Consider the following 26010-nt stretch of genomic DNA (forward strand, 5'->3'; position numbering starts at 1 on the left):
AACTCCGACGGCGCCTGGCGTTACTCGGACGACCTTACCCGTACTCATGCGCATTCGCTCGGTCCTCGCCCTCACCCTCCTCGTCACCCTCGCCTGCTCGGAGCCCACGGCCTCGCCGTCGAGCCTGGTCACCACGCCTGCCGCAGCGCTGCTGCCGCCGTGGTCGTACAATGGGCCCAAGGTTCCGTTTCCCGGCCAGCACTCCGAGCTCCTCGACGTGAACGATCGCGGGCACATGGTCGGCTTCGCGGGCGACGACGCGGTTCTCCTGGATCTGCATGGCGGCACGTATTGGCTCAACAAAGCCGGCGGCACGCGCGCGGAAGCGCGAGCGGTCAATGCCTCGGCAGCAGCCGCAGGATGGGTGTATGGGACCTGGCAGAACCCGGCGATCTGGCTGCGACCGACGTCCGCTCCCATCCTGCGGCCCGAGTTCGGCTGGGTGTGGGACATGAACGACCGCGCCGAGGCCGTGGGTTCGATCAACGTGAACGGCGTGTACCAGGCGTTCTACTGGGAGGCCACGACCGGCACGTTCACCGTGTTGCCGATGCCACGGGGGGCCACGTGGACGCAGGCCACGGGCATCAACAACGACCGCGTCGTCGTCGGCCTGAGCGGTTCGGGCGGCGTGATGTGGCGCCTGCGTTCCACAGGTTGGGTTGTTACGCGTCTCAAGGGGATCGATCCATGGGCGGTGGACGCCGGCTATGGCACGGTGGGCACGGACCGCAACGGCCGGCCGGCGTGGGGCAATCCGCATCTCGCGCGCATCATGGGGGCCGGTGGCATCGCCAACGGTATTCATCCAGGCGGCACGATCTCCGGGGGCATGAGCGCTGTGCTTTACGGCACCATGGACGCGTTTGTCGCCGATCGCAGTGGTGCAATCACGTTCCTGCCCGCGCCGGCCGGCGCGCAGGGTGCGCAGGCGTACAACAGCGCGACGTGCGGCCTGGTGGTCGGCAGCAGCTACAACCCCGCGATCTTCGCCAACCAGGCCGTGTACTGGGATCCGGGCTGCTGAACTCGACAACAATGAACGGCGCCCGTCACAGGGCGCCGTTTTCGTTTGCAGCGCTGATGCCCGTTGCGGAGCAGCGGGTACGACCTCCGGACGCGCAGATCGACCGTTACAGAAACGGCGCCCGTGTGAGGCGCCGTTCTGTCACCTACGTGCCGCGGAGGCCACGTTCAGGCCTTCCAGCTCAGGTCGTGCTTCGAGAGCGGCAGGGTCCGAACACGTTTTCCCGTCGCCTGCTTGATGGCGCGGCAGAGCGCAGGCACCACCGGCGGCAACGCAGGCTCGCCCAGGCCCGTGGGCGCAAACTCGGTGATGCGGAAATGCACTTCGACCGGCGGTGACTCGCGGAGCCGGATCAGCGGGAACCGATTGAAGTTGGTCTGCACCGCGCGGCCATTCTCGATGGTGATCTCCTGGCCCAGGGCCTCGGCGATCCCGTCGATCACGGCGCCCTGCGTCTGATTCTCCGCGTTCGAGGGATTGATGACGACACTTCCGATGTCGCCGGCAACCCAGACCTTGTCCACCTTGAGTTCGCCGTCCTTTGCGACCGTCGCCTGCACGACTTCGGCGAAGTGTCCACGATGGGAGTAGTGGAACGCAACACCCATCCCAGTGCCTTTCGGTAGCGGCTTCCCCCAGCCGGACTTCTCGCGGACGAGTTCGAGCACGCCGATCATGCGCCGCGCGTCGAGCAGGTTCTGTGGACCCTGCTGACCCTGGGCAGGCGCCGGGTCCGGCACGGCCTGGTTGGAGAGGATGTCGATGCGGAACTGCAGCGGATCCTTGCCGGCCGCCTCGGCCATCTCGTCGATGAACGACTGCACGGCGTAGGCGATGCCGTTGCTGCCGGGGGCGCGCAGCGCGCCCGTGGGCACGCCGAGCGGCATGACCGAGGCGTCGAGCGCAAAGTTGGGGACGAAGCGCGCCGGGAAGTCCGCCCCACCCATGCCCGCACTCGGCGCAAAGTTGTTGCCTTCACCGAACGAGACGAAGTGGTCGCGCCAGCCCACGAGCTTGCCGCTCCCGTCGACCGCGCCGGTGAAGTAGTGCCATCCCGCGGATCGGTACTGATCGTAGGTCATGTCGTCTTCACGTGACCAGACCAGCTTGACCGGCACGCCAACTTCCTTCGCGATGGCCGCAGCTTCCACCATCGGTTCGTTGTACAGACGCCGGCCAAAGCCACCGCCCATGCGGGTGAGGTGGACCGTGATCGCCTCTTCCGGGATGCCTAACGTGCGCGCGACGAGCGTTCGGCCGCCGGCGGGAGTCTGACTCGGGCACCAGATCTCCATCTTGCCGTTGGACCAGTGCGCGGTGCAGTTCTGCGGTTCGAGCGTGGCGTGCGAGATGAACGGGTAGTAGTACGCGGCCTTGACGACCTTCACGCCCGCCGCACCGAACGCGGCGGCCACATCCCCGTCCTTGCGGAGGGAGCGCTGAGGCGCCTGCGCGGCCAGTGCCTCGCTCTGTGCCTGGAACCCGGCGCTCGACTGCGACGCCGTGGCGCCTTCATTCCAGGTGACCTTGAGCTGCTTGCGCGCGGACTGCGCCGTCCACCAGCTGTCCGCAACGATCGCCACGCCTCCCACGAGGCCGGCCAGGTTGCTGGTGCCTTCGAGGATGAACGCGTGTTTCACCCCCGGGATCGCCTTGATGGCATCGAGATTGGCTGACGTCGCCTTGCCCGCGAACACCGGGCATTTCTGATACACGGCGTACAGCATGCCCGGGACCGTGACGTCGATGCCGAACAGCGGCTTGCCGGTCACGATCGCCGGGACGTCGACGCCGCGCGTGGTCTTGCCGATGATCGTGAAGTCCTTGGGATCCTTGAGCGCGACCGTGTTCAGCGCCGGCGCCGTCATGGTCGCCGCCCTGGCCAGCAGCTCCGTGTACGGGGCCTGCTTGCCCGAGGCCCGGTGATGCACCACACCGGCCGCGGTCGTGCACTCGCTCGCCGGAACACCCCACGTTTCGGCGGCGGCGGCGACAAGGACGGCGCGACCTGCGGCGCCCACGCGACGCATGGGCAACCAGTTCGTTGGCGTTGCCGTCGACCCTCCGGCGAACTGCGCCTCGAACTTCGTGGTGTCCAGGTCGCCCTGCACCACGCGGACGTTCTTCCACTCCACGTCGAGTTCTTCGGCGATCAGCATCGGGAGCATGTTCTTCACGCCCTGACCGATCTCCGGGTTCTTGCCGACGATGGTGACGATGCCGTCCGGCGTCATGCGGATGAACGCGTTCGGCGCGAAGTCCGCGAGGGCGGTGCCACGTGTGCCGGACGCGAAGGCCTCGGCAGCACTCGCTCCCTCGATGTAGGTACCGAGCAGCAGACCGCCGCCGGCGATGGCACTCACGCGGAGGAACTCACGTCGATCGGCGCGGAACATGGTGGTCATGGTCGGTTCCTCCTACTCGTCGCGGCTGCCGTTGGCAGCCCCGTCGGTGGTCGCGGTGCCCGCCGCGGTGTGGATGGCAGCGCGGATGCGCGTGTACGTCCCGCACCGGCAGAGGTTGCCGTTCATCGCCGAATCAATGTCCGCATCGGTGGGCCGAGGCTTCTTCGCGAGTAACGCGGCCGCCGACATGATCTGGCCGGCCTGGCAGTACCCGCATTGTGGCACGTCGTGCTGGATCCAGGCCTGCTGCAACGCGTGGCCACCGTCCGGCGTGAGGCCCTCGATGGTGACGACGTCCGCGCCCGCGAGGCGCGAGGCCGGCAACTGGCACGACTTGGTGGCGACGCCCTTCACGTGCACCGTGCACGCGCCGCATTGCGCAATCCCGCACCCGAACTTGGTGCCCTTGAGGTCGAGCACGTCCCGCAGGATCCAGAGCAGCGGCATATCGGCCGCGACATCGACGGTCGTGGGTTTCCCATTGACCTTGAACGAGACCTTCATGGTGACTCCTTGGCCGGCGGTTGGCTGGACGGCAGACCGGAACGATACGGTCCGGGGAGCCGCCCGGACCAGAGGCACAACGCAACCGGGCCGAAAAAAAGCGCTGCCGACCGGCGTCAACCGATCCGCAGCGCTCGACCCCGGGTCACCCTATTTCTTCACGTACCGCTTGAGGGCCTTGGGACCCACCTCGGCGCCATAGATCACCCCGTTCCGGTCGACCGCCACGCCTTCCGCCGCGCTGGTGCTCGGCGGGTTCTCGGCCGGATCCGGGATAAAGAACTTCACTTCTCCGGTCCTTGCCGACCCGATCCGCATGCCACGCTTCCAGTCGGTTCGGGTACGCGAGACCGACCCGGACTCCGAGTCCGCTGCATACAGGTTGTCGCTCGCGTCGATCCAGATGCCGCTGGGGCGCGAGAACTGATACCACTCGTCGAGGACCGTGCCCTTCGTGTCGTAGATGACAATGCGGTTGTTGCTCCGGTCGCCAACAAACAACCGACCCTGCGAGTCCATGGCCATGGTGTGCGGCTGGTCCAGCTGCCCGCGGCCAGACCCCTTCGTGCCCCACGCGGCGAGGAACTTTCCCGTGCGGTCGAACCGAATGATGCGCGCGTTGGCATCGGCCGCGGACGAGTGACCCTCGGCTACATAGATGTCGCCGTTGGGCGCCACGAGCACGTCGTTCGGCTGCCAGAAATAGTCGGCGCCCTTGCCGCCGCCGGGTTTGCCCAGGGTCATCAGGAGCTTGCCGTCGGGGCTGAACTTGAAGACCTGATGGCCCTTGGGCGGCAGTGAGTCCGGCCGACGACCGATGCAGGCACAATCCACGACCCACACGTTGCCCTCGCGGTCCACCTCGATGCCGTGCGGAAAAATGAACATGCCCTTGCCGAACGCCTTCACGAGCTTGCCGTCGGCGTCAAAGTGCAGAATGGGGTCGAGGTCGGAATCGGCGCACGAGTTCTGGCCGCAGCGTTCGAACACCCAGACGCTGCGGCCATCGGGCGCGATCGAGACCGCACTCGTGGAGCCCCAGGTGCGACCCTCGGGCATCTTCGCCCAGCTCTCGACCGTCACGTAGGGATTGGGCAGATCGTTCACCGGCTTCACCTGCGCAGCGAGCGGCGCGGCGGCGAGGGCGCTGAGGACGAGGCTGTGTCGAAGCATTCGGGCGGCCGGGACCGGGACGAGGACGGGGGGAAGTTCGAGCACGGGAGGGAGTTGGGCAACGGGTGCGGGCCGCAGCGGCCCGAGCGAGGAGCGGCCGCGCTCGCCCTCCCTCGGGTGCCGGAACCGGGAACCGCCGCGGCCGTGCCGAGAACCACGGCGTCGCGTGCGGCCGGCGCGGTGCCGTCAGCGAAGCCAATTTGACCTCGGCGCTATTCCTGAGCCCGGCCCCCGGGTTGGCGCAATGTGCGAACCATGCCCACCACGCTGACCAGGGACCACGTCCCCTCCAGCAGCACAAACCCCCACTGGCGCTCGAGCAGCGCAATCACGGTGAGGATGCCCGCGCCGACGGCGTTGAGGAGCTGGAACGCGCGCGAGTCGCTCGCCATGCGCCCAAGCTGATTGGCGGCGAACGGCACGAGAATGAGGAGTGCGCCGAAGAGCGAGATGGCCTGCCTCATGTCGTTGGTCCGCGCCTAACGCTTCGGCTCCGGCACGACATCGGGATAGTACCGGGCCAGCGGGAAGTCGCTGGCCGCCATCTCCTGCGCCACCCACGCCGCCACACGCGCGCGGATATCGGCTGGCACGTTCTTGTAGCGGTCGGCCGTCCCCGCGACGAACAGTTCCGCGTTCGTCTGGAGGATGTGCGGCGGATGCATCTCGAAGTTGTCCTGGTGTTCCTGCATGTAGGCAAAGCCGCACTTGCGCACCACGGCGACCAGCTCCGAGTCACTCAACGGAGCCACATCCAGGAACTCCGCGACGCGCCTGGTGACCGCGCCGAGGTCGCGCTTCATGTCTTCGAAGAAGACGAACAGCACATTGGGATGCTGTTTGGACCGGTCCCACCAGCCCTTCACGTGATCCGGCCACGTGCCCCACCACATGAGGTCGCGGGACGTGTACCACGCTTCGAAGGCCGGCAGTTCCGGCGACATACCGCCGACGTTCGTGTCGACGAAGTCGATGCAGCTCGCGAAGCACGAGACCGGGTGCCGCGCCACGTAGATGTATTTCGCGCGCGCATTGAACGGGCAGAGCGCCACCGGCATGTGCGTCTTGATGATGCGCGAGGGGCGTTCGGTACCGATCGGGGAGGCGAGGGCCATGGGCACGCTCTTTCGCCCTTCGAGCCACGGGGAGAGCGCGTACATCGCCTTCCCCGTTTCCACGAGGTCGCCGTGGCCGCGGTTCAGTACCTCGTACACCACGTTCTGCATCCACGTCGTGCCGCACTTCATCTGCGTGACGACAAACACGTCTTCGGGTCGCGGCTCATACGCCTTGGCGGCGGCAAAGCTCTCGACGCTGCAGCTGCCGGTCGGTCCCGACACGCCATCCAGCTGAATGCGAGCGCGGGCGAAGTCCAGGCGTGCGAGCCGAGCGTTGAGGCGGAGCATCGGCGCGAGACGTCGCGCGTGGGCGCGGAGTTGCGCCTTGAAGGCGGCGCGGCCCGCCGGGGGAAGGCCGTAGTAGTTGAGCCCGACGGTCTGCTCGTCTTCCCACTTGAGCACCGTGGCCAGGTACACGCCGTACCCGATGTACACCACGAACAGCAAGACGAGGATGCCGACGATCCACCAGACGATGGTCATGGCCTGAACGGGGACGGGGTCGCAGGCCCGTCGCGGACGCGGCGGGCGCGCGGGAAACTTAGCGTCGGGGCGCTATTCGCCGGATCCCAGCACGGCGACCATCACCCGATCCGTCTGACGATCGGGACCTACCCAGTAGTCGGTCGACCCACGATCCTCGTAGCCGCTCTTGCGGTAGAAGGCGATGGCACGCGCGTTGTGCTCCCACACACCGAGCCAGAGCGCCGAGCCACCGAGTTCGCGCGCGGCGCGGCGCACTTCGGACATGAGTCGCGGTGCGAGACCACGCCCGTGCCATGGCCGATCCACATAGAAGCGGTGCAGTTCGATCGCATCGGTGATCGCCGCACACTCCGGCGGCGACGCGCGACGAACCTGCGCAAAGCCGAGCAGGCTGCCTTCGTGTTCAATGAGGATGGTGATGGTGTCAGGATCGACAAGTTCGCGCTCCTGCTGCGCGGTCCCGTACGCCGCCGCTTCGTGTGCGTCGAGGTCGGCGGCGCTCGCCGAATGCCCAAAGGTCTCGCGAAACGTGCGAGCGGCGAACGCGGCCAGCGCAGCGGCGTCCCGCGGTTCGCCGCGACGAAAGCTGCCGATCGGTCCCGCGGGCTCGTGCACAATCAGCCTTGCGACATTCACCGGCGTGCGTCGGCGCCCGCGCCAGCGGGGCGCACGGCCTCGGCCGGCACCGCGTACGCCGCAACCCGTCCGCGCCAATACGCCTGCGGACCTGCCTGGAGGAGCCACGCCACTTCGCCAGCGCCCGGGACCGTCACGCCGTCTCGCTCAGACCAGTCGAACCACCGACCTTCCCAGGGCGTCGGCTCCATGGCTCCGTTCACCGCTCGACCGCGACTGGCCGAGTACACGCGTGTCACCAGCCCAGTGCTCGCATCGAAGAAGAAGTCGAGCGAGGCGGTGGTCGGCCCTGACGTGACGGAGGCGCGTGCACTCGAATCGGTGAGCGCGGTCCATCGCACCCCGTTCTCGGGGAGCAGCGCGGTCGGAATCCAGACGGATTCAGCAAGCCAACGCTGAAGCGCCGCGACGGAGAGTTCGGGACTGTCCGCCATGTTCACCACGCGAATGACCCCGTGAATGCTGCCAAACATCGAACCCGCGCCGTCGACGAACGCGTCCCGCACGCGGACCGTGATGCCGGGACCCATCGAAATACGCGCATCCCACAGGAACCCTGCAGGCTGCGACACGATGTCGTGCATCGCCGAGAACGCGCCCCAGACGTCGCGCTCCGGTCGGGTGAGGAACGTGCCCTCCTCCTCGACGCGTACACGGGAAATCACCGGACGCCCCTCACGGAGCACCGTGCGCAGGTACCGCTGCACGGGCCCCGGCAGCGAGTCGAACGCCGCCCCGAACGAGACCGTGCCAGGGTCTGCGCGACTCCCGACCATGAGCTGCGCGCGCACATCGTCAGAAACGCCGTTCCAGCGCGCGCTGGCGACAAGCAGAAGGATCGCCAGGCCGGCGATCATCACCAAGAAGAGAAACCCGACTGTCTTCACGATCATCAACTTATCGGGCCACGCAAGCGGGCGACGATGTTCGGCACGTTGCGCGAACGGAGCAGCGCATTGAACGCGGCGACATCACGCGAGAACAACGTGTCGAGCGCGCCGAGGTGTCCTTCGAGTTCGCCGTGCAGGATGCCTTTCACCTCCACGTGCTGCGACGTCGGACGGTGGTCGCTCGCCGCCATGCCGTTGGCGAGGTAGCCAAGTTTGGAGATCAGCTTCGCAGCGAAACGCACGCCGTCCTGGCCGTCGCCGGTCATGCGCAGCTCCACCAGATTCAGCTCGAGATCGATGAGCTTCTGCGCCAGCGAATCCGCGGCCCGGCGTACCGTAGCGTCGTCAACGGATCGCTGGATCGCCTCGAGCTGCACGCGCACCGACTCGATGCGATGCACGGCGTCCGCGGCCTCGTTGAGGTCGCGACCGAGGCCCGTGAGTTCGCGGACCTGCTCGGCGATGTCGCCCTCCGTGCCGCCGGAGTGCGGATCCTTGAGGACGACGAGTGGCTGCGTTTCTTCGCGCCCGTCCACAATGAGCTTTACGGTATACGTCCCCGGTGGCGCGAGAATGCTCAGGCGATTGGTGCCGGGCGCGACGCGACCCTCCGGGCCCGGCACAATGTGCGGCGCGTACATGGGGCTCGTCTGCAGGCGGACTTCGGCAGACGGTTCGTAGCGGAGATCCCAATACACGCGGTTCACACCGGCGGCCCTGGTCCCGGCCAGGGTGCGGACGGTGGCGCCCTGCGCATCGGTGATCACCACGCGGACCGGTCGCGATGCCGGCGTCTTGAGATAGTAGTTGATCGACGCGCCGTACCGCGGGTTTTCGCCCGTGGTCGGGTCGTCATAGGTGGTGGATGGCGCGGTGATTGGTCGAAAGCGATACGCATCCCGCACCGTAAACAGATGCGACGCGCTGGCGAGGACCTGGGGAGTCAGCAGCCTCAGGGGCGTGATGTCGTCCATGATCCAGAAGCCGCGACCATACGTGGATACGACCAGATCGTTGAAGTGCTCCTGCACGACGATGCCGGAGACGGGGGCGCGTGGCATGTCGTTCTGCAGGGGCTGCCACAGGTCGCCTTCGTCAAAGGAGACGTAGATCCCGTTCTCCGTCCCCGCGTAGAGCAGACCGCGCCGCACGGGATCCTCGATGATGATCTTTGCGTAGCTGAGCATGCTCTTCGGGATCCCGTTCACCACGAGCGACCAGGTGCGTCCGTAGTCGCGCGTCCGGTAGATGTAGGGATCGCGATTGTTCACCTGATGAAAGTCGATCGTGATCCATGCCGTGCCCGCGTCCCAGCGCGAAGGAGCGATGCTGCGCACCGAGCCCCACGGCGGAAGATTGGGGATGTTGCGCGTCAGGTTGGTCCACGTCGCGCCGTTGTCGCGCGTGAGCTGCACGAGACCGTCGTTGGTGCCCACCCAGATCAGTCCCTTCTCGCGCGGCGATTCGGCGATGCCATACACCACGCCCGCATACTCCACGCCGATGTTGTCGGGCGTGAGCCCGCCGGACACGCCCATGCGACTGCGATCATTCAGCGTCAGGTCGGGCGAGATCACCTGCCAGCTCTGTCCGCCGTCCTGCGTGCGGTGCACGTGCTGGCTCCCGACGTAGATCGTGTTGTTGTCGTGCGGCGAGATCTGTAGCGGCGCGTCCCACACGAACCGATAGCGCACACCGGAGGCCGGCCCGTTGGACTGGTTCGGCCACACCTCGACGTTCCGGAACTGGCGGCGGTCCTCTTCGAAGCGCACGACGATGCCGCCCACCATGCCGGAACCGGAAGCCGTGGACCAGATCAGGTTGCTGTTCTTGGGGTCCGGCGTTGCCCACCCGCTTTCGCCGCCGCCAACGGAGTGCCACATCCCGCGGGAGATCCCGCCCCCTCCACCGAACCCCTGCACTCGGCTGTTAGAGGGGCCGCGGTAGGACGGCTCGTCCTGCTTGTTGCCGAGGACGTTGTAGGGGATCTCGTTGTCCACGGTGACGTGGTAGATCTGCGCGTTGGCCAGCCGCTGCCTGAACCACGTGCGGCCACGGTTCTGCGTGATCGACAGACCCTGGTCGTGGGCCACGATCATCCGCTGAGCATTGGTCGGATCGATCCAGATGTCGTGGTGATCGCCGCCGGGCGCCTGGGCACGCGGGAGCACCGTGAGGGTGCGGCCACCGTCGATCGACTTCGCGTACGAGGCCGTCAGGAAATACGTCTCGTCCGGATCGTCGGGCGCGACGGCCATCCGCGAGTAGTAGTGGGCGCGGCCCATGGCGTTGCGGTCGCGCGTGGTGAGGGTCCACGCGTTCCCACCGTCATCGCTCCGCCACAGTTGGCCGGATTCGGTGTCGCGGCCCTCCCAGGGAATGCCGTCGCCCGTCTCGATGAGGGCATACACGCGATCGGGATTCGACGCGGAGATCGCCACGGCCACCTTGCCCACCGGCTTCGTCGGCAGGCCACGGCCGGTGAGGCGGGACCAGGTGACGCCGCCATCGCGGGAGACAAACAGGCCGCTGCCTGGGCCTCCGCTCGTGCGACCCCACGTATGGATCTCGATCTGCCACATGCCGGCGAACAGCACACGCGGATTGCGCGCATCCATCGCAAGATCGGAGCAGCCGGTGTTCTCGTCGACGAACAGGACCTTCGTCCACGACGCGCCTCCGTCGGTCGACCGGAAGATGCCGCGCTCCGGCTGTGGTCCGTAGGCGTGGCCGAGCGCGCAAGCCATGACCACATCAGGGTTGGTGGGATGGACCACGATGCGTGCGATGCGTCCGGTGCGCTCGAGCCCCATGCGCGTCCACGTTCGACCCGCATCGACCGACTTGTAGATGCCCTGCCCCACCGAGATGTGGGAGCGGATGTGCGCTTCACCCGTGCCCGCCCACACCACGTTGGGATCGGATCGCGCGATGGCGAGCGCGCCGATGGATTGCACCTCCTCACGGTCGAACATCGGGTCCCAGTTCACGCCGCCGTCGGTGGTCTTCCACACGCCGCCCGACGCCGAACCGACGTAGTAGGTGAGGTGGTCGCCGGGAATGCCGACCGCTGAGGTGAAGCGGTTGCCCTCGGGACCGATGGTCCGCCAGTGAAATGCGGCGAAGGCTTCAGCGGGAATGCGCGCCGCTGTCGGCTGCGCGGGCCCGAGCATGGGCGCCAGGGACAACACACACGCCACCGGAACACGCATCGTCCACCGCATGACGAACTCTCCGCGAGAGGATGGCGCCTACGCTACCGGCCCGCGCTGTGCGCGGATAGGGGCGCCACGGCGCGGCGAGCAGGCGCTGCGGCCGCGGGCAGGGCATGGATCGGATCCCCGCTCGCGGCCGTTCTTCCGAACGCTTTCGTGCCGGCAGGCACTGGTTGGCGACGCGTTTGCCGTCCACCAGGACGCCGCCACCGGTCGCCCATTCGGTATTCGCCCCTTACGGTGCCCTGCTGCGAGGCCGGCGAGCGGACGATCAGCTCGCCGCGCGCCCGCTCGGCAGGCCGATGTCGATCGTGCGCCACTTGCCGCGCCGGAACCGCGCCACCGTGAGCGCGGCGCGCGTCATGTGGCCGACCACGATCGCGATCCAGATGCCCGTGGCGCTGAGTCCGGTGGTGGCCTGCAGCACGGCACAGATGCCGAGCGGCACGCCGATCTGCGAAATGATCGAGATGTAGAGGGGGCCCTTGGTGTCGCCAGTCCCCTGAAGCCCGCCCGTGAACGTGAGCGCGACGGTAATGAACAGGCCCGACAGGCTGAGCCAGCGCAGCAGTTCGCGACCGATGCCCACGACGAGCGCGTCCTGCATGCCGAAGATGCCGTACAGCTGGTTGGGGATCGCGAGAAAGAACAGGCCGACAAACGCAGCAATGCCGAGTCCGAACCGGGCCGCGATGTTGACGGCGCGCTCGGCGCGATCGGGCTGATTGGCGCCGAGGTTTTGCCCGGCGACGGCGGCGGCGGCGCCCATGAGCCCGACCGAGGTCCAGGTAATGAAAGAGAACAGCTCCGTGTACCCGATCGCGTAGGCCGCCTGCGTCTGGGCGCTGAGCGGCAGCGAGCCGATGAAACGCAGCAGCATGATCCCGGCGATGTTCATGGCGATCCCCTGGAGCCCGGTGGGCAGGCCAAAGCGGAAGATCTGCCGGATGATCACCCAGTCGGGGCGCCAGTCCATGCCACGGTGCCAGGCGACGACGAGGCGCCCCGAGAGCAGGAGCGCAAAGCCCGTCCCGCTGACGAGGACGCCGGCGATGACGGTGCCCACGGCAGCGCCAACCGTGCCTAACGCGGGGAGCGGGCCGAGTCCGGTGATGAGCGCCACGTTGAGCCCGATGTTGAGCGCGGTCATGGCCACGCCGAGCCGGAGGGGCGTGCGCGCATCACCGGCCGCCCGCAGGGCGCCGCCGAGCATGAAGAACATCATCATCCCGATCCCGCCCACCAGCATCGTGCGCAGGAAGGGCAACGCCTCCTCGCGCACCTCCGCCGTCGCGTTCACCAGCTCGAGCAGCCACGGCGCCGCGAACCAGCCGATGGGCGCGAGCACGAGCAGCGAGAGCATCAGCGAGGCGAGGAAGCCCTGATACACCACGCGGTTCACCGTCTCGTGGTCGCCGGCTCCCGTCGCGCGCGACACGAGCACGCCCATGCCCGTGTACAGCGACATCACGAACACGATCACCACGATGAAGATCTGCAGCGAGACGCCAACCGCGGCGTTGCCGGTGAAACCCACGTAGTGGCCCACGAGTGCGTGGTCGACGACGCCCTGCATGCCGCCGATCACGTTCTGCAGCACCGTGGGCCACGCGAGCTTTCCGACGGCCGCGGCGATCGGACCTTCCACGATCGAACGATCGAACGACTTCTGTCTGGGTTTCTGGGTCATGCGGGCATGAGGACCGGGCGCGGCGATGCGGGACGTCCGCGCGGCCATGCCGCGGATCGGCGGGGAAAGCAACATCCGAGGCACGGCAGATTGAAGGGCAGTCCCCTCCTTGCGTCGCGCGAACCTGCCCCCGACAGACACGCGCCCCGTCCGCACGCTATGCTGTCGACATGCGTCGTGTACTCACTTTCGTGCTCCTGCTGGCCCCGGTGGCCACCCTGGCCCAGACCGCCACTCCTCGTCTCCGGAGGCCGGGGATCGTCCTCACACTCTCGCCCGACGACGGACACCTCATCGAACTCTCGGACGGCGAGCGTCGCGCGCTCGCGGGCGCCGCACGGGACTCGGTTGGCCTGTGGCTCCTCGATCGCGCACCTGGCGCCACGCCGATCGCCGCGCAAGCGGCCGGCCGCTTCACCTGGCGTCGCACGGGTCAGGGCCTTGAGCTCACATGGGACCGCTTTGCGGCGCCCGCCACGAGGCTGCGCGTCGTCGCGACCGTGCGGCTTCGTCGCGACTCGACCAGCGCGTGGCGCATCCGGCTCGACGGCATCGACGGGCTCGATGTCGAAGGCGTGCATTTCCCGCGGATCACGGGGATCGCCGCGTCCGGCGATGGGGAGGAACTCGCCGTACCACAATGGATGGGCCAGCGCACGCGCGAACTTCGGCGATTGCTCGCGGGCCCTGATGGTCTGGGCCGTCGCCTCGAGTGGAGCTATCCGGGGCAGTTGTCACTGCAGGCACTGTCGTTCACGACCAGCGCTGGTCGAGGGCTCTACCTCGCCGCCGATGACACCGCCGCGTATCGCAAGAGCTTCGCGTTCTGGGGGACGCGTGACGGCCGCGTCGGCTACGACATGGTGCACGTGCCATCAGATCCGGCCAAGCGCTCGACCTACGCGCCGACCTACGCCGCGATCGTCGGCGTGACCCAAGACGGCTGGTTTGCCGCGGCGGAGCGCTATCGCTCGTGGGGAACGCGGCAGTACTGGGCTCGCGAGAGTCGACTGGCGAACGGCACGTCGCCGGCATGGGTGCGTGAGACGGGAATCTGGGTATGGAACCGTGGCCGCTCGCCGGTAGTGCTCGAGCCGGCCGCCGCGCTCCAGCGTGACGCTGGTCTGCCGGTTTCCGTGTTCTGGCATTGGTGGCACGGTGGCCCATACGACACGAGCTTCCCCGATTACCTCCCGCCCCGCGAGGGCGCCGAGGCGTTCACGCAGGCCGTCGCGAAGGCGCACGAGGAGAAGCTCCACGCCATCGTGTACATGAACCAGCGGCTCTGGTGCGTGAACACGCCGAGCTGGGTACGCGAGGGCGCCGAACGTTTTGCTGTGCGCGAGCGCGATGGGACGGTGCGGCGCGAGACGTACAACGTGTTCGATCCGCAGCCCTGCGCGCCGATGGACATCGCCACATCGTTCTGGCGCGACAAGTACGCGGGCATCGCAGTCACCGTAGTGCACCAGTACGGCATCGACGGACTCTACATGGATCAGGCGGTCCTGAGCCTGTTGTGCTGGAGTCCGGACCACGGCCATCCGGTGGGCGGTGGGCACTACTGGATGGACGGCTTTCGCTCGCTCGCGCGTGACCTGCGGCGGCGAACCGCGGGCAAGCCACTCGCGTACGCCGGCGAGGGTGGTGGTGAAAGCTGGCTCCCCGACCTCGACGCCTTCCTCACGTTGCAGGTGAGCCAGGAGCGCTACATCGATCCGGCCAGCGGCTGGGAGGTCATTCCGTTCTTCCAGGCCGTGTATCACCCGTATGCCCTGACGTACGGTACCTACGGGTCACTCACCTGGCCGCCATACGACGACCTGTGGCCCGACAGCACGCGTCCGGCGAACGCGATGACGCTGCTCGACCTGAAGTATCGCTCGCAGTACTACCTGGAGCAGGCGCGCATGTTCGTCTGGGGCATGCAGCCAACGATCGCGAACTTTCTGCCGGAGCAGCTCTCGGCGCGTCGCCGACAGATCGACTACCTCGAGCACCTCGCTCGATTGCGTTACGACCTGCTCGACTTCTTCCAGCGCGGGACGATGCTGCGCGCACCGCGCCTTGGGGTGAGCGAGCGGACGATCCTGATGTCGCGCGTGTCGATCTACGCCGCGCGGCGCGGCGGCGCATCCGAAGCCACGGTGCGAACGCCGGACGTGCTCTCGGGCGCCTGGCGCGCACGCGATGGGCGTGTCGCCCTCGCGCTCGCGAGCATCTCCGAAGACACCGTCACGTTCACGCTCGACCTCGACCCGTCGGCGTTTGGGCTGCCGCGTTCTGTGTCGATCACCCGGCACGATGCCACGGGCCGTCACGCCGTCGAAAGCCTGGGTAACGGTCCGCGCACGATGACGCTGCACCTCGCTCCGCTCCAGGCGATGGTGCTGGAACTACGTCCTCGTCGCCAGGGTTCCGGCGCGCGCCAGGCACCTCCGGGCGCGACGACGGGTATCACCGACGAGCTGGGGGTCAAGCCGGCTCCTCGCTGACCGGTTCCGGTACACCCGGGGCCTGTCGCGGTACCCGCTGAACTCGTTGCTCGCGGCGCATCACGCCGCGCGCTACCATAGGACGTTCCTTTCGGAGGCTTTCCGTGCACACGCTGCGCGTCGTCGTGCTGGCGTGCCTCGCCATGCTCCCGGCGACGGTGCGCGCGCAGGATACGTTCGACAACGTCGAGCGCATCGTGGCGGTGGGCGACGTGCACGGGGACTACGAACAGTTTGTCCTGGTGCTGCGGGAGGCCGGCGTGATCGACAGCAAGGCCCGTTGGACCGGCGGACGCACCTTCCTGGTCCAGACGGGCGACGTGCTGGATCGCGGTCCGGCGTCACGCAAAGTGATGGACCTGCTGATGGCCCTCTCGGGCCCGGCCCGGAAGGCCGGCGGGCGCGTCATCCCGTTGATCGGCAACCACGAGGCCATGAACATCCTCGGCGACCTGCGCTACGTGTCGGCCGGTGAGTACGCGTCGTACAAGTCGGGCAACTGGTCCGCGCTGCAGGAGCGGGCGTGGCAGGTGTTGTCGGACTCTGCGCGGCGTGGCGATAGTGCCTATCGCAAGATGTGGTTCGACGAACATCCACCGGGCTGGGTCGAGCAGCGGTTTGCCTTCGAAGGCAACGGGAAGTACGGCACCTGGATCCGGACGCACGACGCGGTGATCCGGATCAACGACATGCTGTTCCTGCACGGCGGCCTGTCATCGAAGTACTCCGGCATGAGCCTGGACGAACTGAACACCGCGGTGCGCGCCGCGCTCGCCGGCGACAAGGCTCCACCGCCCGACAATATCGCCGAAGATTCGCTGGGGCCCCTGTGGTACCGCGGCCTCGCCACGGGGGACGAGGCGATGCTCGCGCCACTGGTGGACACGCTGCTGCAGCGGTTTGGGGTGAAGCATATCGTCATCGGTCACACCGTGACGCCCGGGACCGTGATGCCCCGATTCGGCGGCAAGGTCATCATGATCGACGTCGGGCTGTCAGCGGTTTACGGTGGCACCCCGGCATTCCTCGTAGTGGAACGCGGCGCGGCGTTCGTGATGCACCGTGGCACCCGGCTCGACCTGCCGCTGGTCGGCGACCTGTTCCCCTACCTCAAGGCTGCCGCGGCGCTCGATCCGCCGGGATCGCGACTCCAGCAGTACGTCGAGCAGCTCGCAGCCGTGCGCGGCGCACGCTAGACCTCCGCTGCGCTGCAGGCGACACACATTGCACGCAACTCACGCATGTCTGACTGCTCCGTGCAGGATGGTTCCTGCGGGGTCCGAAACCACGGCACAGCTCAACTCCAGTTGAGCCCGTCGCCGCCGACTGAGTGCGTCAACAAACTGGCTATTGACGCGGTGTCGCATACATCCCATCGTGGCGGCGCTGGCCTGTGCCTGGGCTATACCTGACTCCCGAGCAGCTTAAGGAGGTACGTATGTCGAAGCATCTCGTTCTGCTCCCGATCCTCTTTCAATGGGCGTGCCTTGGCCAGGATTGCATCGGCCTCGACTGCTGCTGGATCGCGTAGTGACGGACAGTCTCAGGTCGCTCTGCCAGAGGTGACGGGATCTGATGAAGAACGGCCGTTCGTACATGTGCCTGGCGCTTTGCAGCACCCTTCTCTCAGCACGAGCTACGGGAGCCCAAGCGTCCCGGCTGGCTCAACACTTCACCTTTGGGCCCAGAGTGGACCTGGAGGAGCCTAAAGGCGTCCTGAACGTGGCGGTGGCCGCATCAAACGACGCACGCGGCGGGGTGCTCGTCGTCGATGCACGCGAGTCCCAGGTGAGGAGGTACGACCTCAACGGAAGGCTGCTCATGTACTTTGGAAGGGCCGGCGGGGGACCAGGTGAGTTTCCCGGTCCTCCGTTGGCCGCGATTCGACTTCCCGACAACCGGATCGCCGTCGGAGATGCTGAAGGAGGTATTTCCGTGTTCAGCGCATCCGGTACCATCGTGCGGCGCGTCAGAGTCTCGCCTTCGCCGATTTACTCAATGGTGGCCATTGGGCAGACCATCTTTGTCTCCACGCAGAGGATGGTTCATGGCCGACTGCTGTTGCTCCACCGCTGGGGCCCTGAAAGCGACAGTCTGGCTGGGAGCTTCTTCGAGCCCCCTGTAGTGCGGAACGCCTCGCGTCGCATCGTCGCCACCACTGGGGGCGCGTTCGTTGCCGCCAGAGCAGATACCCTGGTCGTCACGTTTTCGCTCGCCGACTCGTTGTACCTCTTCCCGGGCACCGCGCAGGTTCCGATCAAGCGGCCACTCTCGCTCCGCTCATTCTCATATCACGTGGGCGAGGCACCAAACAGCGGACCGCTTTCTCCGGAGTTCCGGTCGTGGTTGCAAACGGGGGCACGGGTCGAGCGGGCGTTTTCGTCGTCCGACGGTGCCCTCTACGTGCAATACCTCCGGTTTGGCTCATATGGACCGGACTGGCACTTGGCCCGCCTCTCACCGAGTGGAACGGTGACCATGGACACCGAGACCGGTGCTCAGCTCTTGTTCGTTTCGCCGATGGGCCTTGTTTTCACCGACCCTGTGACCGGGTCTCCGAGTGTGTGGCAGGTGGCATCGCCCCGAGTTCGACCGTGAGCCCTCCGACGAAGCTGCTCGTGTGCTGGCTGGCGGTCCTTTCGATGGCCTGCAGGTCGAATGCGCCATTCGAGGACCTTGACGCGCACCTGGTCGGCGCGGGAAGAACCGTCGTCTGGATCACGAGCGAACACGACTGCTTTGGATGCAGTACGCCTCTTGCTCTCCTTCGACAAGCGAGTCACGACCTGCCGCAGCTGCGAATACTCATTCTCGCTGTCGATGGCGACACCAGCATGTTCCGGGAGATGGTTACGAGAGAGCGGATTCGTGCCCGCGTTGGCCGAGTGGACCTGTCGTCTTCCTTCAGCAAGTTGCGAGCGCAGGCTCCGCTGCTCCTCGTGCTTGATGGTCGAGAGCTGCTGGCGATGGCGCGCACGGACGTACCACTGTCGCCCAACCTCACGAGCGCCATGATGGCGCTTGCGAGCCAGAACCTCGACTCAGCATCATCGGGAACACCGCACTGATGTCACCGACTCTTCGGCGAACCCTGTCCTGGCTGCTCTGCGTGGCGACAGCCGTGGCGCACTCGTCGGCCGCACAAACAGGCCCAGCCCCGGGCTACCTCGGGGCGATCATTGCAGCGTGCGCACGACCGGATTGCACCGCTGAGCAACGGATGGGGCGCGTTATGCGCATCGACCCGCACTCCCCCGCCGCCGCCGCCGGCCTCCAGGTTGGGGACACGGTAGAGGCAATCAACGGCCAGGAGCTCTCCGGGGTTCCACTCCCGGAGCTGCTGCGGTACAAAGCCGGGCAAGTTGTATCACTTCGGGTCCGCCGAGCGGGCAAGTCCCTCGTCGTCAGGGCGACTACGGTGCAGCGGACTCCGGAACTCGAAGCTCGTCTCGGGGCGCGCCCGCCATCACGGCGTCCCTGAGCTTTGGTTGGTCCGCGAGCTCATCGCCAGCATCGAGCAGTTTGTTTCGCCCTGCAACGCGACTGCCAGCCCTTCCTCTGAACGCGACAAGTCGCCGTGTCCTTGTCGAGGTGGAACGACTTCCGAAGAAGGGCCCAGCGACGTCACACTGATCATCCGCTGCCCGCGCGCCGACCTCACCTGGCCGCAGTGGGGCGTCCCTCAGAACCTCACGCCGAGCCGCACCTGACGGGGCTCGACCGGGTGGAAGTGCACGTCTTCAATTCCGCCCGCGGGTTCGCCGGCCAGGCGCGAGGCATAGTAGTACTGGATGTCGCGGGCCCTGGCGTTCAGCAGGTTGAGCACGCTGAGCTGCAGGCGCATGCGCGGGAGTTCGATGCCAACCTCGCCGTTCATGAGCGTGGTCCCGGTCGCACGGACGCTATTGTCCTCGATCAACGGATACGCGCCGAAATGCCGGAGCCGCAGGCTCGCAAACGGCCCGCGGCCGAGTCCGCCCCAGGTGGCACCGGCGGCGATGACGTTCTCGAGCGCGCCGGGAATCCGGTTGGCGTCAGCCCCTACACCAACAAAGCGAGCGCGGGCAAGGGAGACGTCCGCATCGAACGACAGCGGCGCGATGGGCCGATAGAAGTTCGCGAACGTGATGCCGGAACGCCGACTGCGATCCGATGGCTCCGTCGTGCCACCGTCGCCCACAAAGACCAGTTCGCTCGCCAGTTCCAGCGCCCACACGGTCACAGTCGAACGCAGACCCGTCACCGGCGTCGCGCGCAGGCCGAGCTCGACACCGCGTGAACGCACCAGGGGATCCACGCGCGTGGCCTGGTCGCCGCTGTTGGGATCCACCGTGATCGTCGTGCCGCGCGCATCGTTGCTGTGGAAGCCGAGTCCGCCGCTCAGGTACAGCTCCACGCGAGACGACGGCGTAAAGATCAACGACGCCTTGGGACTCGCGATCGCGTCCGTCGTGCGACCGGAATTCACGGGATCCCCGGTCACGCGGAACTGGTACGCGTCTCCGCGCAGCCCCACCACCGTCCGCAACTTCGGCGCCCAGCGCACCTCGGCCTCGCCGAAAAGCCCGGTGCCGGACTGGGTGACGTCGTCCTGCCGTACGGTCGACAGCCGCTGGCGATCGCGCGTCCGGTGCAGCCCGATGTCGTCCACCACGTCGGTGCGATGCTGCAGGCCCAGCGTGAGCGTCGCCTCCCGACCAAAGAGCCGGCCCTGCTGCTTGTGCTGCGCGTTCGCGCCGATCACGCTGCGACGTTCGCGTTGGTTGAACTGGTCGCCGTCGGTGGCGTCGTCGAGCAGGTACGTGAAGTTGGAGTAGAGGTCGAGCGTGGATCGAATGCCGTAGACCTGCACGACCTGTGTGGACGTTCCACCGAGGCGATTCCATGACCCCGAGAGGCTGTAGCGGTCCGATTCGCCACCGAGCGATGGGTCGATCTGCCCGAAGCGGGATACCGATCCCGACTCCACGGCCCGCAACGGCAGTTGGTCGGATGCGTTCCATCGGTTGTTGTATCCCAGTCCAAGCACCGAAAAGCGCGACGTCGGCGCACCCCACGAGTAGCGCACCAGCCCGCTCGCTTTTCGCAGGCGCTGGTCCACCGACCACGGGCCATCATACGCCTTGCCCTCGCCACCAATCAGCAGCGTTCCCGGGCCAACGTCGCGTGATGCGCCCGCGGCGAGGCGCGAGTACCCCCACCGCCCGCCCTCCAGCGAGATGAACGGCCGGTCGAGGGACCTGGCCAGGTGAAACTCCGCACCGCCCGCGCTGCCAAAATCGCCTAACGAGGCGTGGTGCACGCCCAGCCGGTAGTCGATGTGCTCGACGAGTTCGGGAATGAGGAAGTTGAGGTCGGTGTAGCCCTGCCCGTGGGCGTGCGACGGATTGTTCACCGGCATGCCGTCGAGCCGCGTCTGGAAATCGGTGCCGTGGTCGAGATTGAAACCGCGAACGAAGAGCTGGTTCGCCTTGCCGTCGCCGGAGTGCTGCGTGACGATCATGCCGGGCACGGTCTCCAGCAGTTCGCCCTCGCGCATGAGGGGACGCAACCTGAAGTCCGACGCGCCGACACGGCCCTCGGACGCGCTCGACGCCACGCCTGAGAGGTCGTCGATACGCCCGGTGACCTTCACCGCGCCAAGCGATCGGGCACGTATCGAATCGGGAACGGTACGCCGCGTGGTGTCGGACTGCGCGGCAGCAGGCAACGCCGACAGGGTCGTCAGCGCCAGGAGGAGAATGGTGCGCATCGAGAAGTCAGGTGGGGGCAGCAAGCTACCGAGGGATCGGGCGTGCGTGGCGCGATTGCTACGTGCGGCGCGGCGCTCCGGTTTGCCGGACCTCCCTCCGACGATGGCCGTTCGGCGCCGCGAGATGGCCGTCGGCGTTCGGGGCGTCAACGAGCGCGGGCACATGGGTGGCTCCGGCAGGTGTGCGCCCGACCAACCACCCGCAATCCGGCCGACGCGGCCAGGGTTGGCCTACGCGCCCGCGAGTCCTCGGCTCGCCAGCTCGCGGATCCGTGCTTCCACGCGCGGAAAGACCGTGTCGGCCTCGCCCTGGAATCGGGTGAACAACGCCTTGAGGTCGGCGGTGCTCAGCTTGCGGCCCTGCGCGTAGTACTGCTCGGCGGCGTGGCCGAGCGCATAGGTCGTGGCAAAGGTCACCGCCACGCCGGCGGCCGCGCCGGTGGCTCGGCCAAGCAGACCACCCAGCAGTCCGCGCCCGACGCCACCGAGCACGCGTCGCACGATGCCTTCCATCATGTGTCCGGCGGCACCGATCCCGAGCACGGCAACCAGATCCTTGGCCTGCGACATGTCGAACTGCTGCCCGTGACGCTGGCCGATCGAATACACCATGCGCAGCTGCAGCGGCAGGATTCCGATCGTCGACAGCCGGTGCGGGAGCAATTCGCACGCGCCGGCCATCATCGCCTGGTCGAGGATGAAGGCGTCGGTTTCCGGCCTTGCCGACGTTGACTCGGACTCCGCGCCCACGCGCGCGGCCGCCTGGAGCGCCTCAGTCGATGCGGCCACACCCGGCACGCCGCCCAGCGTCTTCATCAACTCGGTCAGGAACGCGGACTCGGCGGCGTTAGGCGGACCGTCGGCGTTGCAGACCGCCGCGGCCGCGTCGTAGGCCGCGAGGCGCGCCTCGTCGCTGGAGAGTGACGCCACGAGCGCGGCCACCGTGCCGCTGCCGGTGACCGTGGGCCGCAGACGCGGATCATCGTTCGGGAGTCCGAGTCGCGTGGCGGCCGCGTGGATGTTCGCGCGCTCGGCGTCGCTCTGGACACCGTCGGCCGCGGCCGCGAGCGCGGCGAGGGCAATGATCGTCTGTGCGTCTGCGGCGTTCATGGTCAGTCGTGTGCTACTTGAGGTTCTTGCGGAGGAAGGCAATGGTGCGCGGCCAGCCGTCGCGCGTTGCCGCCAGGTTCGCCGCCTCTTCGGCCGGGTCGCGTTGAGCGCGCGGGTCGTCCTGGGCGCGCAGGAACCCGTGAACGGCGCCCTCGTAGTTCACGCCCACGTAGTCCTTGCGCTGCGCCTTCATGATCGAGTCGATCGCCGGCATTGCCGCACCGATGCGAGCGTCTTTGGAGCCGTTGAGCAGCATGATCGGCGTGCGGATCTTCGCCAGGGAGTCCGCGACCGGCGACGCCGGGACCGCGGCCGTGGTGGCCGTTGCGGGCGAGCCGCCCGCCATGAACGGCGCCCCGTAGAATGCCACACCGCCGGAGAAGCCCTTCACGCCACCGTTGACAGCGTGGGCGAACGTCGTCGAGCCGCCCCAGCAGTAGCCGATCACGCCGTATTTCTGCGTCGCGGCCGGTTGCATCATGGCGTAGCTGGCGGCGGCCGCGATGATGCGATTGCGCTCCTCGATGTTCACGCCGGCGATGAGGGCACGCGCCGTGTCACCTCGCAGCTCAACGGTGCTCGGTCCGCCACGGACGCGCGTCAGGAAGTCGGGCGCGATGGCGATGAACCCATCGGCCGCGACCTGATCGGCGACGCCACGCACCCACGTGGCAAGCCCGAAGATCTCGTGCACGACCACGACCACGGGCGCCTTTTCCCGCGCCTCGGGGTAGACGATCCATGCCATGATGGAATCGGCCGAGCCCGGCGCCGAAGGAAACTTGACCCATTCACCGTGACGTGGGCTCGCGGCGAGTCGAGCCGCGGCGGCGTTGTTGCTCGCGGGCAATCCGGCCTGGCCCTGCTGGCTGAGGTCGAAGGTGCGCGGCGCCACCGGCGCCTGGAGGTCGGCCGCGTTCATGTGTGCGGCATGATCGTCGGCGGCCGACATCTCGGTCGCCGAGTATCGCTGCAACGTGCAGGCGGAGAGAATGACGGCAGCAAGAACGGCGGAATGGCGCATGGCTGGTGAGCGCTGGGGTTGCCGTGAGGGTGAAGCAGGCGAACGGGAAGATGCAGGCCAACGCACTATGGCACCACCCGCGGCTTGCCGATCTGGTACTCCTTTGGCGGCGTGGCACCCATCAGGTTGGTCACGAAATAGTCCCATCGGCGCCGCATCATGTAGTTGTTGTCGGCGCCAAAGCCGTGTCGCGCGTTGGGGAGGATCAACAGGTCGAAGTCCTTGCCGGCCTTGATCAACTGCTCCACCACCAGGGTGGTGTTGTACGGCGGAACGTTGTCGTCCATGCCGCCGTGGGCGAGCAGCAGCTTGCCCTTGAGGTTCTTCGCGTACGTCTGGTTCGCCTCGGCCGCATAGTTGTCGGTGTTGCCGTTGCGGACGAGCAGCCCCTGATAGCGTTCACCCCAATCGTCTTCGTAGTTGCGGTTGTCGTGGTTGCCGGACTCCGCAATGCCCACGTCAAAGAAATCGGGCTGCCTGAACATCGCGGATGCGGTCGCAAACCCTCCGCCCGAGTGGCCCCAGATCCCCACTTTGTCGATGTCGATGAACCGGTAGCGCTGCGCCAACTCCCGGATGCCGGCGACCTGGTCGGGAATGGTGTTGTCGCCCAGGTGACCGTAGTAGGCGTCGTGGAAGGCCTTCGAGCGACCGGGTGTGCCCATGCCGTCGATCGCGACGACGACGAACCCCAGCTCGGCCAGTGCCTGGTGGTCGCTGCGCGCGGGCGTGAACGTGCGCGGTCCCACGCTGCCGGCCTGCGGCCCCGGGTAGATGTAGTCGACGATCGGGTATTTCCGCGTGGAGTCCAGGTTCGACGGCGTGAACATCAGTCCATAGATGTCGGTCGTGCCGTCGCGCGCCTTCATGCGGATGGGCGTGGGTGGCTTCCATCCTGTCGCCACGAGCCGGGAGATGTCCGACGTTTCGAGCGTTTGCACGAGCCGGCCTGAGGCATCGCGTACGACGGCGACCGGCGGCGTGGTCGGCGTGGAGTAGACGTCGGTGAAATAGCGGCCGTCGGGTGCGATGCTCACCGTGTGGCTGGCGTCTTCGGGCGTGAGCAGCACCTGGTTTCGACCGTCGAAGCCGACCTTGTACAGGTGCTGGTAGTACGGGTCGCGGCCCGCTTCCTTGCCGTTCGCCGTGAACCAGATCGTGCGCGTTTTCTCGTCCACGCGCACGACGTCGCTCACGTTGCCGTCGCCACTCGTTATGCGGTGCTTGAGTGCGCCGGTGCCGAGATCGTAGAGGTAGAGGTTCACGAAGTTGTCGCGCTGTGACCACCAGATCAGTTCATTGGACGCCGGGAGCACCCGCCAGAGGTTCTCGGCGAGCGAGGCGTCGCCCACCTGCGTGGCGCTCTTCTCCTCGAACAGCGTGCGCACCGCGCCGGTCTGTGCGTCGGCCACACGGAAGGTGGCCGTCTTGTGATCGCGCGAGCTGGAGATGAAGGCGAGGTGTGACCCGTCGGGGTACCACTGCACGTCGCAGATCGCACCGCCGTCGCAGGCGACGTGGTCTGATACCGTCGAGCGGTGCGGGTCGGGCGGCATCTGCAGTCGGACCACGCGCGGGCGACCGTCCGCCCCGCGACTCACGATCACGCGCGAGATGCGGAAGATGACGGAGTCACCGGGGAGCGGGTATTTCCACGACTCGATGACGGGCGACCCGACGTTGGTGGCCACCAGGTGCATGTCGCGCACGCCGCGCCCGTCGTGCTGGAACGTTGCCAGTTGCCGCGAGTCCGGAGACCAGGTGGCCACCGGCGTGTCGGTGTGGACCCACCCCGCGTTGTTGGTGGCGTAGCCGAAGTCGCGGACGCCGTCGGTCGTGAGCTGCGACTCCTGGCCGCTGGCCATGTCGCGCGCCCAGAGATTGTAGTCGCGGATGAACACGGCCCACGTGCCGTCCGGCGACACGGTGGAATTTCGTGGAGGTGGCGCCGACTGGCCCGCCGCTGCGCATGTCGACGCAGCGAGGTCGCAGCGATAGCGGCGTCCCTGGATGGTGGTGGCGAGGCTGGCACCGTCCGGGGCCAGGTCGAACGCGGTGAATGGCAACCGATTGCCGTCGACCGGCGTGCCGGACGCGGTGGTCAGCGCCGCGGCGAGCCGTGCGTGGTCAAACGCCGGTACGCGCGTCTTGCGGGTGGGGTTCACCAGATAGAATGCGCTGCCGCTGGCCGTCGTGGTCCGATAGTAGAAGCGCCCATCGGCGAGCCAGGTGGGGCGGCCCGCCGAGCCGGTGACGAGCGGCGCGACGTTCGGGGCGAGCAGGCGTTCAGCGCGCCCGTAGTCCTCATCGGTGAGCACACGGGCCGACTGGGCGAACAGCGGAATGGGCGCGAGAAACAGCGCAGCGCGAGCGAGACGCATGGCGAGGGATTGGTGTGGTCGTCCCCTTCAAGATGCGCCCGGTCTCCGGGAGCCGCCACGCGCGCGGGGGCGAAACGTGCTGCGTAGTGCGTGAAAAGCAGAAC

Annotated in this window: 19 protein-coding genes; 6 read left to right on the top strand and 13 right to left on the bottom strand. The window is 67.3% G+C overall.

Going from position 1 to position 26010, the window contains the following annotated elements; genetic code table 11:
- The first annotated feature begins 46 nt into the window (after positions 1-46).
- Positions 47-1027 (top strand): hypothetical protein, encoded by a 981-nt coding sequence (locus tag IT361_05640; GenBank protein ID MCC6317157.1) that lies wholly within the window; start codon positions 47-49, stop codon positions 1025-1027.
- A 167-nt stretch (positions 1028-1194) separates the two neighbouring features.
- On the opposite strand, the gene IT361_05645 is transcribed toward IT361_05640, so the two are convergent.
- The 9 genes from IT361_05645 to IT361_05685 form a co-directional block, all read right to left on the bottom strand.
- Positions 1195-3432, bottom strand: coding sequence for a xanthine dehydrogenase family protein molybdopterin-binding subunit (locus tag IT361_05645; GenBank protein MCC6317158.1), 2238 nt, complete (start codon positions 3430-3432; stop codon positions 1195-1197).
- Positions 3433-3444: 12 nt separating this feature from the next.
- On the bottom strand, positions 3445-3936 hold the full coding sequence (locus tag IT361_05650; protein MCC6317159.1) for a (2Fe-2S)-binding protein: 492 nt from the start codon (positions 3934-3936) through the stop codon (positions 3445-3447).
- A 150-nt stretch (positions 3937-4086) separates the two neighbouring features.
- Positions 4087-5109, bottom strand: coding sequence for a hypothetical protein (locus IT361_05655; GenBank protein MCC6317160.1), 1023 nt, complete (start codon positions 5107-5109; stop codon positions 4087-4089).
- A gap of 212 nt (positions 5110-5321) precedes the next feature.
- Entirely contained in the window at positions 5322-5573 is a 252-nt protein-coding gene (locus tag IT361_05660; GenBank protein ID MCC6317161.1) for a hypothetical protein, read from the bottom strand.
- Between the two features lie 15 nt (positions 5574-5588).
- Positions 5589-6710 (bottom strand): sulfotransferase domain-containing protein, encoded by a 1122-nt coding sequence (locus tag IT361_05665; protein MCC6317162.1) that lies wholly within the window; start codon positions 6708-6710, stop codon positions 5589-5591.
- Positions 6711-6782: 72 nt separating this feature from the next.
- Positions 6783-7349, bottom strand: coding sequence for a GNAT family N-acetyltransferase (locus IT361_05670; GenBank protein MCC6317163.1), 567 nt, complete (start codon positions 7347-7349; stop codon positions 6783-6785).
- Positions 7346-8242 (bottom strand): hypothetical protein, encoded by an 897-nt coding sequence (locus IT361_05675; GenBank protein ID MCC6317164.1) that lies wholly within the window; start codon positions 8240-8242, stop codon positions 7346-7348. The genes IT361_05670 and IT361_05675 overlap by 4 nt, the downstream gene beginning before the upstream one ends.
- Positions 8242-11463, bottom strand: coding sequence for a sialidase (locus tag IT361_05680; protein ID MCC6317165.1), 3222 nt, complete (start codon positions 11461-11463; stop codon positions 8242-8244). The genes IT361_05675 and IT361_05680 overlap by 1 nt, the downstream gene beginning before the upstream one ends.
- Positions 11464-11725: 262 nt before the next feature.
- Positions 11726-13144, bottom strand: coding sequence for an MATE family efflux transporter (locus tag IT361_05685; protein MCC6317166.1), 1419 nt, complete (start codon positions 13142-13144; stop codon positions 11726-11728).
- A gap of 170 nt (positions 13145-13314) precedes the next feature.
- Between IT361_05685 and IT361_05690 the strand changes: the two genes are divergently transcribed.
- The 5 genes from IT361_05690 to IT361_05710 all read left to right on the top strand — a co-directional run bounded on the left by IT361_05690 (position 13315) and on the right by IT361_05710 (position 19120).
- Positions 13315-15639, top strand: coding sequence for a hypothetical protein (locus tag IT361_05690; protein MCC6317167.1), 2325 nt, complete (start codon positions 13315-13317; stop codon positions 15637-15639).
- Between the two features lie 104 nt (positions 15640-15743).
- Positions 15744-16835 (top strand): metallophosphoesterase, encoded by a 1092-nt coding sequence (locus tag IT361_05695; GenBank protein ID MCC6317168.1) that lies wholly within the window; start codon positions 15744-15746, stop codon positions 16833-16835.
- Positions 16836-17763: 928 nt separating this feature from the next.
- Positions 17764-18237, top strand: coding sequence for a hypothetical protein (locus tag IT361_05700; GenBank protein MCC6317169.1), 474 nt, complete (start codon positions 17764-17766; stop codon positions 18235-18237).
- Positions 18234-18707 (top strand): hypothetical protein, encoded by a 474-nt coding sequence (locus IT361_05705; protein ID MCC6317170.1) that lies wholly within the window; start codon positions 18234-18236, stop codon positions 18705-18707. Before IT361_05700 ends, IT361_05705 begins: the two co-directional genes overlap by 4 nt.
- Positions 18708-18871: 164 nt before the next feature.
- Entirely contained in the window at positions 18872-19120 is a 249-nt protein-coding gene (locus IT361_05710) for a PDZ domain-containing protein (GenBank protein MCC6317171.1), read from the top strand.
- Positions 19121-19321: 201 nt separating this feature from the next.
- On the opposite strand, the gene IT361_05715 is transcribed toward IT361_05710, so the two are convergent.
- The 4 genes from IT361_05715 to IT361_05730 form a co-directional block, all read right to left on the bottom strand.
- Positions 19322-21391, bottom strand: coding sequence for a TonB-dependent receptor (locus tag IT361_05715; protein ID MCC6317172.1), 2070 nt, complete (start codon positions 21389-21391; stop codon positions 19322-19324).
- A gap of 231 nt (positions 21392-21622) precedes the next feature.
- A complete protein-coding gene (locus IT361_05720) occupies positions 21623-22501 on the bottom strand; it encodes a hypothetical protein (protein MCC6317173.1) in 879 nt (292 codons plus the stop codon).
- A gap of 13 nt (positions 22502-22514) precedes the next feature.
- Entirely contained in the window at positions 22515-23525 is a 1011-nt protein-coding gene (locus tag IT361_05725; protein ID MCC6317174.1) for a dienelactone hydrolase family protein, read from the bottom strand.
- 65 nt (positions 23526-23590) lie between these two features.
- The gene (locus IT361_05730; protein MCC6317175.1) at positions 23591-25906 is read right to left on the bottom strand and encodes a DPP IV N-terminal domain-containing protein; all 2316 of its coding nucleotides are present in this window, start codon (positions 25904-25906) and stop codon (positions 23591-23593) included.
- Between the last annotated feature and the right edge of the window lie 104 nt (positions 25907-26010).

It is taken from the genome of Gemmatimonadaceae bacterium (genome assembly GCA_020846935.1).
Taxonomy (GTDB): Bacteria; Gemmatimonadota; Gemmatimonadetes; order Gemmatimonadales; family Gemmatimonadaceae; genus RBC101.

Bases quoted from the DNA above. Each gene is read 5' to 3' on its own strand.
- IT361_05640 (MCC6317157.1), top strand. From the start codon at position 47: ATGCGCATTCGCTCGGTCCTCGCCCTCACCCTCCTCGTCACCCTCGCC.
- IT361_05645 (MCC6317158.1), bottom strand. From the start codon at position 3,432: ATGACCACCATGTTCCGCGCCGATCGACGTGAGTTCCTCCGCGTGAGT.
- IT361_05650 (MCC6317159.1), bottom strand. From the start codon at position 3,936: ATGAAGGTCTCGTTCAAGGTCAATGGGAAACCCACGACCGTCGATGTC.
- IT361_05655 (MCC6317160.1), bottom strand. From the start codon at position 5,109: ATGCTTCGACACAGCCTCGTCCTCAGCGCCCTCGCCGCCGCGCCGCTC.
- IT361_05660 (MCC6317161.1), bottom strand. From the start codon at position 5,573: ATGAGGCAGGCCATCTCGCTCTTCGGCGCACTCCTCATTCTCGTGCCG.
- IT361_05665 (MCC6317162.1), bottom strand. From the start codon at position 6,710: ATGACCATCGTCTGGTGGATCGTCGGCATCCTCGTCTTGCTGTTCGTG.
- IT361_05675 (MCC6317164.1), bottom strand. From the start codon at position 8,242: ATGATCGTGAAGACAGTCGGGTTTCTCTTCTTGGTGATGATCGCCGGC.
- IT361_05680 (MCC6317165.1), bottom strand. From the start codon at position 11,463: ATGCGGTGGACGATGCGTGTTCCGGTGGCGTGTGTGTTGTCCCTGGCG.
- IT361_05685 (MCC6317166.1), bottom strand. From the start codon at position 13,144: ATGACCCAGAAACCCAGACAGAAGTCGTTCGATCGTTCGATCGTGGAA.
- IT361_05690 (MCC6317167.1), top strand. From the start codon at position 13,315: ATGCGTCGTGTACTCACTTTCGTGCTCCTGCTGGCCCCGGTGGCCACC.
- IT361_05710 (MCC6317171.1), top strand. From the start codon at position 18,872: ATGCGCATCGACCCGCACTCCCCCGCCGCCGCCGCCGGCCTCCAGGTT.
- IT361_05715 (MCC6317172.1), bottom strand. From the start codon at position 21,391: ATGCGCACCATTCTCCTCCTGGCGCTGACGACCCTGTCGGCGTTGCCT.
- IT361_05720 (MCC6317173.1), bottom strand. From the start codon at position 22,501: ATGAACGCCGCAGACGCACAGACGATCATTGCCCTCGCCGCGCTCGCG.
- IT361_05725 (MCC6317174.1), bottom strand. From the start codon at position 23,525: ATGCGCCATTCCGCCGTTCTTGCTGCCGTCATTCTCTCCGCCTGCACG.
- IT361_05730 (MCC6317175.1), bottom strand. From the start codon at position 25,906: ATGCGTCTCGCTCGCGCTGCGCTGTTTCTCGCGCCCATTCCGCTGTTC.